Here is a 15,546-nt window from a genome sequence, read left to right on the forward strand (position 1 = left end):
ACTGCTTCCTCCGGGACCTTCCGTCCCAGTATCAGGCCGTCCAGGTCAAAGGGGGAGCTTCAGTACGCGGCCACCTTCCCCCTTCGCCCAGCGTCGTCTGCAGCCAACACCCGGTTCCTCCCATCGCCTCGGTAGTGCAGTCAAGCTTCCCCAAAGCCTCACTACCGGAAGGAGATCGTCATGCGTGCACAGAAGATTGCGGTCTCGCTCGTGAGTCCGCTCGTCTTCGCGACCGCCTTTGCGATCCCGTCAGCCGCAGCCTCGCAAGCCCCCACTGCCGTTCCCCAGACCGCGACCGCAGTGGCACCGGAGGCCGGCCGGGCTCTGGCGCCCACCTCAATCGCCGACTACCGGCGCGGCGTCCGCGACGGGCTCCGCGACGGGCTCCGCGACGGTCGTAGGGACGGTCGCCACTGCGACTACCGCGACAGCTACGACGACCGGACCCGTCAGGGCAACCGTGACCACCGACGCGGCTACCGCGACGGATACAGGACCGGGTACAACGTTGCGTTCCGCCAGGCATTCGACCGGAACTGCCGCAGTTAGGTCCGCATCACGGGCCGCGACGGAGTCCTTCCGCCGCGGCCTACCTCGCCGTTGATGCGCAAACGGTAGTCGAGAAGCACCTCACCGTACGTTTCCTGCGGACTTGCCGGTGGTCCGGGGCCGGAGGGGACCGGCAGTGCGGTGACGTTCTCCTCCGGAATGTCACCGCCGTTCGAGGAGCCGGGTATTCTCCGCCCCAACTCAACATTGCACAAGATCAGGACCTGGATCCGATGGGGGTCCCACCACTCACCGCTGCGTGTTTGGTGGCGTCGCTTCTCAATCCGGGCGATCTCGGTCGCCGCACCGAGGCCCCCAGAACGACGAACGATCTCTCGGGAACCCATTCGGTAAATCCGGGCTGAGCAAAGACACGACACCACGAGTTCCCTCTCAGTAACACGAACCTGCTCTGCACACCCGGCGCCGAGGCCGTTACAACCGAGTCCCCCGGCATCGACGACTCCTCGTGTCACGCACCGTGATCAAGTCGAGTGGCGCCTCACCGGTGGACGACAGAGACTAGAGCTTGATGGTTCCGTGAGTACTCGAGGAGCTTGCATGCTGGAGAAGTCTGCCGAGTCCCTGACGACCGTGCCGGATGAATCTGGAGTCGCCAAACACAGGACGCACGGCCCATCGAAAGAAAACAGCCCGCCGACAGACACGGAAAGAAACCTCGCCGAGGTACTCGCTGGCGTCGTGCGCGTCGATCAGGTGTCGGTCGACAGTAACTTCTTCGACGACCTCGGCGCCAATTCGTTGGTGATGGCGCAATTTTGCGCACGCGTCAGGAAACGGGCGGATCTACCGTCAGTGTCGATAAAGGATATCTACCGTTACCGGACGATCCGCAGTCTGGCGACGGCACTCACCGATACCGACGTCGGAACCGGTATCGCTGCCACACCTGTCCCCGCCAGCCCGCCGGACCCAGCATCCTCGGAGGCTGTGACTCCACTCGGTACGCTGCAGTACATCCTCTGCGGAACGCTGCAGTTCCTGCTTTTCCTAGGATATTCTTTCCTCGCTGCAATTATCGCCGCACGTGGTTATGCGTGGATATCCGCCAGCTCGAATGTGACGGACATTTACCTGCGATCGGTCATCTTCGGCGGTGCCGGCTTCGTCGGCATGTGTACTTTCCCGATCGCGGCCAAATGGATCCTTATCGGCCGGTGGAAAGAACGCGCGTTCCCGGTCTGGGGTCTGACTTACCTGCGCTTCTGGACCGTCAAAGTGCTGCTCCACGCCAACCCGATGGTCTTCTTCGTCGGCAATCCCCTGTACGTGCTCTACCTACGGGCACTCGGCGCACGCATCGGCACGGGCGTCACGATCCTCTCGCGCAACGTTCCGGTCTGCACCGACCTGCTCACCATCGGCGCCGGCACGGTGATCCGCAAGGAGTCGTTCTTCCTTTGCTACCGGGCGCACGCCGGCCGTATTCAGACGGGCCCGGTCACCCTTGGCCGGAATGTGTTCATCGGTGAGAAGACCGTGCTCGACATCGCCACGTCGATGGGCGACGGGGCGCAGCTCGGTCATACGTCATCGCTGCACAGCGGCCAGGCGGTCCCCGACGACCAGCGGTGGCATGGATCTCCGGCGCAGCGCACGGAGCTCGACTATGTGCGGGTCCCGCCCGCCAGGTGCGGCACTTTGCGCCGGGCCGGCTTCGGCCTCGCCACAGTGGGGCAGCTGTTCTTCCTCTCCGTGCCGTTGGCCGTCGGGGGCCTGTACATGCTGTTGACAGAAGTCCCGGCGCTGAACGACCGGCTGGAACCGGGCGGGGCAGGGCTCGCGTCGCCCAAGCTCTATGTCGACGCGCTGATCGTTTCCTGCGTTCTGTTCTTCAGCTTCGTCTTCGTGGGCGTCGTCGTTCTGTTCACCGTGCCGCGCCTGCTGAATCTGCTCGTCAAGCCGGGCAAGGTATATCCGTTGTATGGCTTTCATTACTCAACGCACCGGACGATCGCACGCATCACCAACGTGAAGTTCTTCACATGGCTCTTCGGTGACAGCTCCTACATCGTCCACTATCTGCGCGGCCTTGGATACGACCTGTCCCAGGTGGAGCAAACCGGGTCCAACTTCGGCACGGAGGTACAGCACGAGACCCCGTACCTGTGTTCTGTCGGCAACGGTACGATGATCGCTGACGGCCTGTCGATCGTCAATGCCGACTTTTCGAGCACGTCTTTCCGGGTGTCCCGTGCGTCGATCGGGCGGCACAACTTCCTCGGGAACAACATCGCGTATCCGTCCGGGGCGAAGACGGGCGACAACTGTCTCCTCGCCACGAAGGTGATGGTTCCACTCGATGGTGAGGTACGCGAGGGGGTGGGCCTGCTCGGCTCGCCGTGCTTCGAGATTCCCCGGTCGGTGGAGCGCGACTTGCGGTTCGACCACATGCGGACCGGGGCCGAGTTGCGCCGAAACCTCGCCGCCAAGAACCGCTTCAACATCCGGTCGATGGTCCTCTTCCTGCTCGTACGATGGTTCTTCTTCTTCGTCATCACGGTGCTTGCCCTCGCGAATGTCGAACTGCATGGCTCTTTCGGATATGTAGCGATCGCAGCATTCCTGGTGCTCACCCTGGCATTCACCCCCCTCTATTTCGTACTGGTGGAGCGTGCCATCGTGGCTTTCCGCGGGCTGCGACCGCAGTTGTGCTCCATCTACGACCCGTATTTCTGGTGGCACGAGCGTCTGTGGAAGGTTCCTGACGAGTACCTCAACATCTTCAACGGCACCCCCTTCAAGAACGTGATCTGGCGGCTCCTGGGTGTCCGGCTCGGCAGCAGGATCTTCGATGATGGCTGCTATCTGACGGAGCGAATGCTCACCACCATCGGGAACGACTGCACCCTCAATGCGGGGAGCAAGATCCAATGTCACTCGCAGGAGGACGGCACCTTCAAGTCCGACCGCAGCACGATAGGGGACGGATGCACCCTCGGTGTCGGCTCCCACGTCCACTACGGAGTGACGATGGGTGACGGCTCAGTACTTGCACCCGACTCCTTTCTCATGAAGGGCGAGGAAGTCCCGCAGCACGCGCGGTGGGGCGGAAACCCGGCCACGGAGATGAGCGATACCCCCGGTCAGCCGCCGGCACTGGCTCGGCAGGGGTAACACAGGACCATCTTGGTCAAGCCGGCTCGACCGGTCGGACAGTCCGGACTGTCGGCAGCAACGACGACAGAGGAACCGGCCCGGTCGGCGGCGACAGACAGGGTGGCCACGGCAAGTGGAAAGGGACTGATCGATGGCAACGCGAGTGGCGGACCAGGAATTCTGGCGCGGTGTGCTCGTCACCGGCGGATCCACCACGATCCCTCGGTGGACGCTCCGTCCGATGAAGGGCGTTGACGAGCACGACGCCACAATTTCGGACGACGTCATGAACGCCTTGCGCCGGCTGGCGGAGGATCTCGCGATGCCTCTCGACTCCGTGATGCTGGCCGCGCACGCCAAGGTACTCGCCGCGCTGTCAGGCGAGCACGAGGTCACGACCGGCTACGTCGTGCAGGAGGGCTGCCAACCGTTGCCCTGCCGGCTGACGACCGCGCCGACATCATGGCGGGCGCTACTGGTCGACACCCATCGCGTCGCGTCGGAACTGCTGTCGCACAAGGACTTTCCGGTCGACGAACTCAGACGCGAGCTGGACCTCACCGAACCGTCGATCGAGACCGTCCTCGATCCGAATCCGGCCTTCGGTCCCTGTCCGACGGGCGCCGCCGGCGATCTCGCCGGAGACACCGTGCTGTGGATGGCATTCTCGGAGCGCGGGGGCCGAGCCACGCTGCGATTGCGGTACCGGACCGGCGTACTCGACGCGGACTACGCCGCCAGGATCGCCGGTTACCACCTCACCGCGCTCGCACTCATCGCAGCGGATCCGGATGCCGAGCACGCGCGGCAGAGCCTGCTTTCCGACGAGGAGCTCCGGTTCCAGCTCGAAGGGCTGTCCGGACCGCGCCGTACCCTGCCGGACGCCCGGATGCACGAGCTGTTCGAACAGCGGGTGAGGCTGCACCCGAATGCCGTCGCGGCCGTGCACGGCGACCGGGAGTGGACCTACCAGGAGCTCAACGCTCGTGCCAATCAGCTGGGACGAGCCCTGTTGGCGCGGGGGCTGCGACGCGAAGGTGTCGTCGCGGTGGTGACCGAGAGAAACCTTGACTGGATGGCCGCCGTCCTCGCGGTCTTCAAGGCCGGAGGCGTGTACCTGCCCGTCGAGCCGCGCTTCCCGGCCGATCGCATCGCGGCCGTGCTCTCCCGCGCCGAGTGCGGGCTCGTACTCACCGAACCCGGAAGCACCGACTCGCTCGACCATGCCCTGGACTCGCTACCAGGAGTCCAGAAGCTTTTTATCGGCACGGCGTACGACGCGGGCGATCGCGACGGCGACCTGGGCATCGCCGTGGCACCGGACCAACTCGCCTACATCTACTTCACCTCCGGCTCCACTGGAGAGCCCAAGGGCGCGATGTGCGAGCACGCGGGCATGCTCAACCACCTCTACGCCAAGATCGAGGACCTGGAGCTCGACATCGACGAGGGACAGGTGGTTGCCCAGACCGCCCCACAGTGCTTCGACATCTCGCTGTGGCAACTGTTGTCCGCCCTCCTGGTGGGTGGGCAGACCTTGCTGGTCGAGCAGGAGGTGATCCTGGACGCCCGGAGGTTCGTCGACAGGATCACCCGCGGTCGGGCCACCGTGCTCCAGGTCGTGCCGTCGTACCTCGAAGTCGTCCTGACGTATCTGGAGCAGCACCCGCGCGAGCTGCCCGGCCTGCGGTGCGTGTCTGTCACCGGTGAGACGTTGAAAAAGGAGCTCACGCAGCGCTGGTTCGCGGCCAAGCCCGGCATCAAGCTGGTCAACGCCTACGGCTTGACCGAGACCTGCGACGACACCAACCACGAGGTCCTGGACCGGGTGCCGGACCGCGAACGGGTCCCACTCGGTCCCCCCGTCGGCAATGTGCACGTCTACGTCGTCGACGAGCACCTGTCACCGGTGCCCCTCGGCGCCCCCGGCGAGATCGTCTTCTCCGGCGTCTGCGTCGGCCGTGGATACGTCAACGATCCCGACCGCACCAAGCAGGCCTTCATGCCCGATCCGCACCGCGAGGGAGCCCGGCTCTACCGCAGTGGCGACCACGGCCGCTGGCTGCCCGAGGGCAAGCTGGAGTTTCTCGGACGTCGCGACACCCAGGTCAAGATCCGTGGCTTCAGGATCGAGATCGGCGAGATCGAGAACACCCTGCTGCAGGTGCCCGACGTCCGTGACGGTGCGGTGGTGGTCGCCGAGCGACCCGACCGGAGCAAGCACCTTGTGGCCTTCTATTCCGGCCCGAGGTCGCTCCCCGTCGAGGACCTGCGGGGCCGGCTGGGTGAGTCGCTGCCGGAGTACATGGTGCCGTCTGCCTTCCACTGGCGGGAAACGCTGCCGCTGACCGCCAACGGCAAGATTGACAAGAGGGCACTGGCGGCGCTCGTGGAAGAACCGGACGTCGTCGAAGACGACGAAGAGGGCCCCCACGCGCCGGGTACGCCGACCGAGCAGCGGCTGGCGGCCGCTTGGGCGGAGGTGCTCGGCATCCCTCAGACTCAGATCGATCGAGGGGCCCATTTCTTCGACCGAGGCGGCACATCGCTGTCAGCTGTACATCTGGCGATCACTCTGAACCGCACGGTATCGCTCAAGGACGTGACCAAATATCCGGTCCTCGCCGATCTGGCCGCGCTGGTCGACGGCAGGTCCGATCGGCGTTCCGGGCTGCTTCAGTCGCTGTGCGCACCGGACGGTGCGCCCGCTGGTGCCCTGGTGTGCTTCCCCTACGCCGGCGGCAACGCGGTGAACTTCCAGCCGATGGCCAAGGCGCTACAGGGCAGTGGGATCGCGGTCTACGCCGTTGAGCTGCCCGGTCACGACGTGGCCGCCGAGAGCGAGCCTTTCGCATCGATGACAGATGTGGTTGCTCAGGTCGTCGCCGAGATCACCGAATGTGGCCTACGCGGAGTCCTGCTGTGGGGTCACTCGTCGGGCGCGGCTTTCGCCGTGGAGACGGCCAGGCAGCTGGACGAGCGCGGGGTGGAAGTCCAACGGGTCTTCATCGGCGCGCAGTTGCTCGGCAATGCCGCTGACCGGCGCGACGCCGTCACCGAGCTGACCGGGCTGAGCGACGCCGAGATCGCCGCGAAGCTGAGCGCGGACAGCGGCTACGCCGAGCTCCATGAGCTGGGTGCGCAGCGCGCCGAGCACATCGGTGCGGCCTACCGGCACGACTGCGTGTCCGCCCACCACTATTTCGCAGATCTCCTCGACACTCCCCCGGCGGTGAAGCTGTCCGTGCCGCTCACCGTGGTCGTCACCACCGACGACCCGATGACGGCTGATCACCCGCGACGCCACCGCGACTGGGAGCTCCTCGCGGTCCACGTCGACCTGCACGAACTCGCCCAGGGCGGCCACTACTTCCTGCGCAGCTGTCCGACCGAGGCAGCGCAGACCGTGCTGCGCACCACCGAACTGCTGCCTTCTTCCTGAGCGGCACACGCACAGCTGCACACTGAAAGGAGAACAGGATGTCCTTCATATCCCCGGCGTCGCTGCTCGACGAGGTCGAACTCCAACCCGGCCGACCTCCGATACTGCGGGCCGAGATCACCAGCGGCGCGCCGCGCTGGGCAGCCGAGCACCGGGAGGCGCTGCGCGCCGTCGTCGCCGAGCATGGCTGCGTCCTGATCCGCGGCCTGGGGCTGTGCGATGTGGCCGGGGCCGGTGCCGTCTTCGAGCGGCTGAGCACCAGGCTGATGGCCGAGAGAGAGGCCTTCGCGCCCCGGCGGACCTACGCCGACGGCGTGTACTCCTCGGCTCAGTGGCCGCCGAACCAGCCGATGTGCATGCACCATGAACAGAGCTACACGCTCGAGTTCCCCGGCCTGATGCTGTTCGCCTGCCTCACTGCGCCCCACCGGGGCGGGGCGACCGGAGTGGCCGACGCGGCGGCCGTGCTCGAGGAACTGCCCACCGCGTTGACCGAGCGGTTCGAGCGGGAGGGCTGGCTGCTCACCCGCAGCTACAACGACGAGATCGGGTCCTCCCTCATCGAGGCTTTCGGCACCGACGAGCGGGGTGCTGTCGAGAGTTACTGCCGCGCCAACGCCATCGAGTTCGCATGGCAGCCCGACGGGGCCCTGCGCACCAGGCAGCGCCGCAGCGCCGTGATGCGCCATCCGGTCACCGGGCGGCGCTGCTGGTTCAATCAGGTCGCGTTCCTCAACGAGTGGACATTGGCCCCCGAGGTCCGCGAGTACCTCGTCGAGGTCTACGGCGCCGACGGGCTGCCGTTCAACACCCGTTTCGGAAGCGGTGACCCGATCGGCGAGGACGTGGTGGAGCTGCTCAACAAGGTCTACGAGACCCACACCGCACGCGAGCCGTGGCAGGCCGGCGATCTGATGATCGTCGACAACCTACGCACCGCGCACAGCCGGGAGCCCTTCGAGGGACCGCGCGACGTGCTCGTCGCGATGGCCGATCCGATGCGACTGTCCGACTGCTCGCCGACCTTCGAGGTGACCGCCCGATGACCAGCGTCCCCACCGCCGTGACGGCGTCCGCAACAAGCGGACCACACACCGTGCGGCCCTTCGCGGTGATCTCCGGTGCCCAGGTCCAGCAGGTACTGGAGGGGCGCGAGAAGCAGATCGTCGAGTTGGCCGAGGTCATCTACCGGCTGCACGGCGCCGGTGACTCGGTGAACCCGCCGTCGTACTTCCTGCGTTTCCCCGACCGCCCGACCTCCCGGATCATCGCGCTGCCGGCCTCGATCGGCGGGCACGTACGGGTGGACGGCGTAAAGTGGATCTCCAGTTTTCCGGAGAACGTTCAGGCCGGCATCCCGAGGGCATCCGCCGTGCTGATCCTCAACGACCAGGACACCGGCTACCCGTTCGCCTGCCTGGAGAGTTCCATCATCAGCGCCACCAGGACGGCCGCGTCCGCGGTGTTGGCCGCGGATCGGCTCAGCCGGGACCGGCCACGGCCCACGCGCGTCGGGTTCTTCGGGACGGGCCTGATCGCCCGCTACATCCACACGTTCCTGGCAGGCAACGGCTGGTCGTTCGACGAGATAGGTGTACACGACCTGGCTGCCGACAGCGCGGCCGGGTTCTGCCGCTACCTCGAGCAGTCGGGCACCCCAGGCCGGATCACGGTGCACCGCAGCGCCGAGGAGCTGATCCGTGGCAGCGACCTGGTGGTCTTCGCCACTGTCGCCAGTGAGCCGCACGTCAGCGACCCTGCATGGTTCTCGCACCATCCTGTGGTTCTGCACGTGTCCCTGCGCGACCTCGCGCCGGAGGTCCTTCTCGCCTCGACCAACATCGTGGATGACGTCGAGCACTGCCTGAAGGCCGACACCTCGCCGCATCTGGCCGAGCAGCTCACGGGCAGCCGGGACTTCCTGCAGGGCACGTTGGACGACGTGATGGCCGGGCGGGTGACAGTGCCGGCGGGCCGACCGGTGGTGTTTTCGCCCTTCGGTCTCGGGGTGCTCGACCTCGCGGTCGGCAAGTACGTCTACGACGAAACGGTCCGCTCCGGAGAACTGCACGTCATCGACGACTTCTTCCACGAACTGCGCCGTTACGGATAACCGTCCGAGAGCGCCCTGCTGCAGATGAGGAGGAGGCCGTCGTGCCCGTCATATCCGCTCCCCATGCCTTCAACGAGTCCCAACTCTATGTCGATCTTGAGCCCATCCTCGGGTGCTCCCTGTTCCTGAAGTGTGAGGGCTTCAACTTCGCCGGCTCGATCAAGCTGAAGGCCGCGACCGAGATGGTGGAGACCGCCGAGCGCGACGGAGACATCAAGCCGGATTCGATCCTGGTCGAGTCCTCGTCCGGCAACCTCGGCGTAGCGCTGAGCATGATCGCGGCGAGCAAGGGCTACCGGTTCCTGTGTGTGACGGACTCCCGCTGCAACCTGTCGACCAGACTTCTGATGGAGGCATTGGGCAGCCGGGTGCACACCATCGCCAGATCGGACGCCAAAGGCGGCTTCCTGGGCGCGCGGATCGACTACGTCCGTGCGCTGTGCGATTCCGATGACCGGTATGTGTGGCTCAGTCAGTACACCAATCCGGGCAACTGGAAGGCGCACTACCGTAAGACGGCGCCGGAGATCGCCCAGCACTTCCCGCACCTGGACGTGCTGTTCGTCGGCGCCGGCACCACCGGAACGCTGATGGGCTGCGCACGCTACTTCCGCCAGTGGCACCGGCCGGTACGGATCGTCGCAGTGGACAGCGTCGGTTCGGTGACCTTCGGTGGTACGCCGGGCCGCCGCATGGTACCCGGGCTCGGCATGAGCATGCCTCCGCCGCTCCTCGACGAGTCCTACGTGGACGAGGTGATACGCGTCGAGGAGACGGACACCATCCGTGCGTGCCATCGCCTGGCCAGACGCGGATTCCTCTTCGGCGGCTCCACCGGCACGGTCGTCAGCGGCGCGATGCGTTGGCTGGCCGACCATGACACGCGTGGACTCACCGCGGTGGCCATCGCCCCGGATCTCGGCGAGCGCTATCTCGACACCATTTACCAATCCAACTGGCTGCACGATCTTTACGGCGCGGACATGCTCGACTCCGATGAAACGGCTGACGGCCCCTGGGCAGCCGGCCCCGTGCCCACACTCCAGGGGAGCCGCCCACCGCACCCGCCGCAAACCGGCGACGGCGGCGGTAACGAACACCGTCGGCACCAGGACCGGGAAGCGTAGGTGTTCTGCCCACCCAGGGGGCAGCGCAGCCGCACGGTTCCATGTCACCTGGGCCGACGGAGCAGACAGGCGGCCCGTGACGGCAAGGGGCCGCTGTCCAAGGTGTGCGGAATATTTCTGTCAACTGGGCAGCGGCGAAAAGGACTTGGGTTGGTTTGACTGTCCGCATGCAGGCGACGGACGGTGCTGTTGGAGACGGAGGCGACACAGCCGTGGATGCCAGCCGGATCGACGTGCGCTTTCGAGACCCACTGGGGCGCGCGCACCAGGTCCCGTGGCTTGAGGCGCAGGGGGTGTGTACAGCGAACGGGTCTGTCTCACTTGTGGTGGTGCCGGGGCGTCACTGGCATCGTTGACATCGCGTGTGTGATGTCGACGAGTTGGTGAGCACGGTGTTTTCGGGACTGGATCCGCTGGTCCTCGAGGACGTGGCGGACGAGGGTGAGCGGATCCTGGTGCGGGCTCGGACGCCGTGCGGGACGGTGGCCTGTTTCGCCGGATGCCGTCCTGGGCCTGCTGAAAGAGCCCAGCGGCCGAAGTGCCCGACCGGCATGTTCACGCCCGTCGACGCGGGCGGCGTCCGCCGAGCTCCTCCAGGTGCCGGGCCGCCTCAACAGCGCCGGCGCCGCTGACCAGAGCTGTCGCGCCGGGCGGCGGACCGTCCGGGGAGTCGGCCACGGCGGTGGCCCCTACGACGCCGGAGTCGATGGTCACCAACAGGGTGCGCGCACCGCCGGGGTCGGGCAGGGTGACCTCCAGTGAGGCGTCCGGTTCGGCCCGGGCCACGGCGGCGAACCAGACCGCGGCCGCGGCCAGGTCCCAGCCGCCGGGTGCCTCGACGGACACGGTGGTGTCCGCGCCCCGCAGTGGCCGCCAGCCCTTGGGCCGGGCACCGCGCTCCCCGGCCGCACGCCACAGCGCGTCCAGGTCCGCCGCGTGCGCGGTGCGGCCGACCCGGTCGCTGAGCAGGTATCCCGCGGACAGCCAGGACCGGACCCGCAGTCCGGACCCGCCGTCCAGGAGCCGGTCGGTGCTCGCCGCCCGAGCGGCGAGCACCGACCGGGTGGGCGGGGCCAGGATGTCCTCCCAGCGGGGTACGGAACGTCCCGTGCCGCAGGCTCCGCACATCGTGGCTCCCTCTCCTCTCAGTGCCTCACGGCATGACGTCGCCGCTGTTGGGGCCCAGGGTCTGCCCCACGTACAGGTTGCCGCCCGGATCACTGGCCAGCAGTACGGCGGTGGGGGCGACCTCCGCCGGGACCCCGAACCGGCCGAGGGGCAGTTCGGCCTGCTTGGCCTTCTTCCAGTCCGCGCTGATGCCGTCCACCAGCGGGGTGAACACCGGGCCGGGCGCGATCGCGTTGACCAGCACGCCGCTCGGGCCCACCTCCCTGGCCAGCGCCTTGGTCAGGCCGATCACGCCGGCCTTGGCTGCCGAGTAGTGGACCAGTCCCTCGCCGCCCTTGATGCCCAGCTGGCTGGCGATGTTGATGACCCGTCCGCTGCCGCGGGCGACCATGTGGGGAACCGTCCACCGGCAGCACAAAAAGACGCTGCGGAGGTCGATCGCGATCATCTGGTCCCAGGTCTCGACGTCCATGTCGACCAGGGGCACCTCGGTCAGGATCCCCGCGGAGTTGACCAGGATGTCGGGCGCGCCCAGCTCGGACACGCAGCTCTCCACCATCTGGCGGGTCTGCTCCGCGTCGGCCACGTCGACGACCGCGGTGGCCACCTCCGTGCCCTGTGCCGTGTAGCGCTCGGCCAGGGCGGCGAGCCGGTCGGCGTCGCGGTCGGCCAGGAAGAGCCGCGCGCCCTCGGCCGCGTACGCGTCGGCGATCGCCGACCCGATGCCGCTCGCCGCGCCCGTCACCAGCGCGACCTGTTGTTGGAGGACTCCCATGCCGTTCGCCTTTCTCGCCGCGGCGCTGTCCGCTGCCGCTCCGTTCACTGCTGCCTGATGTGCTGCCGGTCGGTCTTTCGCCGCTCGGTCACTCCGGCCATCGGACCGTGAGGCCACCGTCCACGATCAGCTCCTGGCCGGTGATGTACGCGGCGTCGTCGCTGGTGAGGAAGCGGATCGCACGGGCCACCTCGTCGGCGTAACCCACCCGGCCCGCCGGGATGCTCCGGCCGGCCCGCTCCAGCCCCACCGGGCCCAGGGAGTTGGCCTCATCGAGCGACTGCGGGGTCTCGATCAGGCCGGGGATGACGGTGTTGACCCGGATGCCGCGCGGGGCGAGTTCGGTCGCGAGCGACCGGCACAGCCCCAGCACCCCGCTCTTGGCGGCGGCGTAGTGGGCGTGGTCGTCCCAGCCGTACACCCCGCCGGCGATGGAGGAGACCGCCACCATGGAGCCGGGGCCGGACATCACGGCGGCGGCGGAGCGGAAGGTGCGCAGTACGCCGGTCAGGTCGACCGAGAGCATGTCGTTCCAGGCGTCGTCGTCGAGCTCGGCCAGGGCGGCCCGGCGCAACACCCCGGCCCCGGCGACGGCGATGTCCAGCCGTCCGTACGTCTCGACGGCCGCCCGGGCGAGGGCGTCGACCTGTCCGCTGTCGCGGACGTCGACCGCGACCGCGGTGCAGCGGCCACCGGCGGCCTCGACCAGCCGGACCGTCTCCTCGGCGCTGTGCGGGTCCTTGGGGTAGAAGCCGACGACGCTGTCGGCCCCGGCACGGGCGTACGCCACGGCCAGGGCGCGGCCGATGCCGCTCGCGCCGCCGGTGATGACGGCGATCTTGCCGGCCAGCCCGTCGTCGCGGGCCGGTGCGGTGGATTCGTGGGAGGACATGTCCTGCCTTTCATGGGACTCCCGGCGCGTGGCGGGGCACGGGTCACGCCACGCGCCGGGAAGGAGGGGGGACGACTCAGTGCGCCGTGGCCAGGGGTGCGGGCTCGTCCTCGTCCTGGCTGACCTTGTGAGCGCCGAGCATCAGCACGCCGGAGAGGAACATCCCCAGGGCGCCCGCGACGAACGCGGCGGTGGTGGCGCTCGCACCGAGGCCGATGACCACGCTGAGCAGCGCCGAGCCGACGACCGCGCCCATCGGGCCCATCACATGGGCGGTGTTGGAGCCGATGCCCCGGACCCGGGCCGGGAACGACTCGCCCATGTAGAACACCATGGCGGAGTACGGGCCCAGGAGGAAGAAGAGCCCCAGAGCGTACATCGGGATGACGTACGCGGCGCTGTCCGGACCGAACAGCATCGCCGTCATCACGATGCCGCCGATGGTCCAGCCGACGATGATGGTCGTCCGCCGGCCGATCCGGTCACCGAGATACCCGTGGAAGAGGTACCCGAGGAAGCCGGCCATGTTGGCCAGGATCAGCACGACCAGCGCGCTGGAGAACGAGACGCCCTTGCCGTCGGTGAGGATGGTGGTGCCCAGCACCGAGAAGACCTGGATGCCCATCCAGTTGAACAGCCACGCTCCGGACAGGCACAGGGTGTGCCGGCGCAGGTCCGGGGCGAAGAGCTGGCGCAGACCGGACTCGTTGTCCCGGCTGATGTCGAGGTCGTACAGCTTTGCCAGCTGGGCCGCCTCGGCGTCGCGTCCGTCCTTGCGCAGTTCCCGCGTCCGCTTGAGGGCGACGAAGGAGGGCGACTCACGGAGCCTGGACCCGGCGATGAGGATGACGATGACCGGGAAGGTGGCGAGGAGGAAGATCCAGCGCCAGCTCATGACCGGCAGCAGCAGGGCGGCGAACGCCGCCGCCAGAAGGGCGCCGACCGGCCAGCCGCTCTGTACCAGGCTGAACATGAAGCCTCGTCGCCGGCTCTTGCCGTACATCTCGTTGAGGTAGACGCCGTTGACGACCTCCTCGGAGTAGCCGAGGCCGGAGATGGCCCGGACTCCGATCAGCGAGGCGGCGCCGCCGACCAGCGCGGTGAGGCCGGAGGAAAGCGCCGCGCCCGCCGTGGTGACGATCAGGCTCGGCTTGCGGCCCCAGCGGTCCAGCATCGGACCGACCAACAGCGAGACGACGAAGGTGCCGACGGTCACGCCGGTCGCGATCGCCGTGGCCTGCCCGGTGGTCCAGCCGAACGTCTCCGATATCTTCGGCAGCAGGGTGCCGAAGAGCACGAAGTCGTAGACGGAGAAGACCCAGGCCAGGAAACAGACCACGGTGGTGGTCGTGATGGTGCGCCGGCTGAGGACCGGGGGGCCCTTGAAGAGGACCTCGTCCGAGGGCGCTTGGCTGCGCGGCCACTCGCTCTCGTGGGCTATGTCCTGCTGCACGGTGGTCATCTGCTGTCACCCTTCTGGCGCGGGTTGCGGACGGCGAAGTCGTCCGCGATCTGGTCGAAGGTCACCCAGCGGATGCCTTCGTGGGAGTTGATGTGGTCGATGAGCCGCTCCAGCATCAACAGCACCTGGGGGCGTCCGGCCACATCGGGGTGGATGGTCATGGTGAAGGCCGCGTGGTCCATCTCCCGGTAGACCCAGTCGAACTGGTCGCGCCACATCTGCTCGATGTCACGGGGGCTGACGAAGCCGTGACTGTTCGGGCTGGCCTTGATGAACATCATCGGAGGCAGGTCGTCGAGGTACCAGTTGGCCGGGATCTCGATCAGGTCCGTCTCCTGGCCGCGCACCAGGGGCTTCATCCAGGTCTCGGCCGGTGCGTTGTAGTCGATCTTCGTCCAGGTGTCGCCGACCCGGACGTAGTACGGCTCGAAGTCCCGGTGCATCAGCGAGTGGTCGTACTTGATGCCCCGCTCCAGCAGGAGCTCGTTGGTGACCGGGCTGAACTCCCACCAGGGCGCCACATAGCCGGTCGGGCGGCGGCCGGAGCGGGTCTCGATCAGCTCGATGCAGTGGTCCAGGACCGCGGCTTCCTGCTCACGGTTCATCGCGATCGGGTTCTCGTGGCTGTAGCCGTGCACGCCGATCTCGTGGCCGGCGGCGACGCAGGCGTCGAACTCCTTGGGGAAGGTCTCGACGGAGTGGCCGGGCCAGAAGAACGTCTGGGTCAGGCCGCGGCGCCGGAACAGCTCCAGCAGGCGGGGCACGCCGACTTCGCCGGCGAACAGGCCGCGGGAGATGTCGTCGGGCGAGTCCTCGCCTCCGTAGGAGCCGAGCCAGCCGCCGACCGCGTCGACGTCCACTCCGAAGCCGACGAGAATTTCCTTGGGCATCGACATCTCCTTTGATGACTGTGGTGTGGGTGGTGTGTGGGGGGCGGG

11 protein-coding genes are annotated in these 15,546 nt (G+C 67.4%); 6 read left to right on the forward strand and 5 right to left on the reverse strand.

Going from position 1 to position 15,546, the window contains the following annotated elements; genetic code table 11:
- The first annotated feature begins 180 nt into the window (after positions 1-180).
- The 6 genes from ACFPZI_RS00385 (at position 181) to sbnA (ending at position 10,351) form a co-directional block, all read left to right on the forward strand.
- The gene (locus tag ACFPZI_RS00385; RefSeq protein WP_381356520.1) at positions 181-549 is read left to right on the forward strand and encodes a hypothetical protein; all 369 of its coding nucleotides are present in this window, start codon (positions 181-183) and stop codon (positions 547-549) included.
- A 561-nt stretch (positions 550-1,110) separates the two neighbouring features.
- Positions 1,111-3,687 (forward strand): Pls/PosA family non-ribosomal peptide synthetase, encoded by a 2,577-nt coding sequence (locus ACFPZI_RS00390; RefSeq protein WP_381356523.1) that lies wholly within the window; start codon positions 1,111-1,113, stop codon positions 3,685-3,687.
- A 133-nt stretch (positions 3,688-3,820) separates the two neighbouring features.
- On the forward strand, positions 3,821-7,111 hold the full coding sequence (locus ACFPZI_RS00395; protein WP_381356526.1) for a non-ribosomal peptide synthetase: 3,291 nt from the start codon (positions 3,821-3,823) through the stop codon (positions 7,109-7,111).
- A gap of 38 nt (positions 7,112-7,149) precedes the next feature.
- Positions 7,150-8,157: a TauD/TfdA family dioxygenase gene (locus tag ACFPZI_RS00400; RefSeq protein ID WP_381356529.1), complete on the forward strand. Its 1,008-nt coding sequence runs from the start codon at positions 7,150-7,152 to the stop codon at positions 8,155-8,157.
- Entirely contained in the window at positions 8,154-9,224 is a 1,071-nt protein-coding gene (gene sbnB, locus ACFPZI_RS00405) for a 2,3-diaminopropionate biosynthesis protein SbnB (protein WP_381356532.1), read from the forward strand. The genes ACFPZI_RS00400 and sbnB overlap by 4 nt, the downstream gene beginning before the upstream one ends.
- 41 nt (positions 9,225-9,265) lie before the next feature.
- Positions 9,266-10,351 carry a 2,3-diaminopropionate biosynthesis protein SbnA gene (sbnA, locus tag ACFPZI_RS00410; protein ID WP_381356534.1) on the forward strand — a complete coding sequence of 362 codons (1,086 nt, stop codon included), beginning with the start codon at positions 9,266-9,268 and terminating at the stop codon, positions 10,349-10,351.
- A gap of 555 nt (positions 10,352-10,906) precedes the next feature.
- Here sbnA and ACFPZI_RS00415 read toward each other — a convergent pair.
- From ACFPZI_RS00415 to ACFPZI_RS00435, 5 genes are all read right to left on the reverse strand, one after another.
- On the reverse strand, positions 10,907-11,479 hold the full coding sequence (locus ACFPZI_RS00415) for a hypothetical protein (RefSeq protein WP_381356537.1): 573 nt from the start codon (positions 11,477-11,479) through the stop codon (positions 10,907-10,909).
- A gap of 25 nt (positions 11,480-11,504) precedes the next feature.
- Positions 11,505-12,254 (reverse strand): SDR family NAD(P)-dependent oxidoreductase, encoded by a 750-nt coding sequence (locus ACFPZI_RS00420; RefSeq protein ID WP_381356539.1) that lies wholly within the window; start codon positions 12,252-12,254, stop codon positions 11,505-11,507.
- Between the two features lie 88 nt (positions 12,255-12,342).
- Complete coding sequence (locus tag ACFPZI_RS00425) at positions 12,343-13,146, reverse strand: SDR family NAD(P)-dependent oxidoreductase (protein WP_381356542.1); 804 nt, start codon at positions 13,144-13,146, stop codon at positions 12,343-12,345.
- Between the two features lie 76 nt (positions 13,147-13,222).
- Positions 13,223-14,608 (reverse strand): MFS transporter, encoded by a 1,386-nt coding sequence (locus ACFPZI_RS00430; RefSeq protein ID WP_381356545.1) that lies wholly within the window; start codon positions 14,606-14,608, stop codon positions 13,223-13,225.
- A complete protein-coding gene (locus tag ACFPZI_RS00435; RefSeq protein ID WP_381356548.1) occupies positions 14,605-15,498 on the reverse strand; it encodes a polysaccharide deacetylase family protein in 894 nt (297 codons plus the stop codon). The genes ACFPZI_RS00430 and ACFPZI_RS00435 overlap by 4 nt, the downstream gene beginning before the upstream one ends.
- Between the last annotated feature and the right edge of the window lie 48 nt (positions 15,499-15,546).

It is taken from the genome of Streptomyces chlorus (assembly GCF_042655885.1).
In the GTDB taxonomy this organism is placed as follows: domain Bacteria; phylum Actinomycetota; class Actinomycetes; order Streptomycetales; family Streptomycetaceae; genus Streptomyces; species Streptomyces chlorus.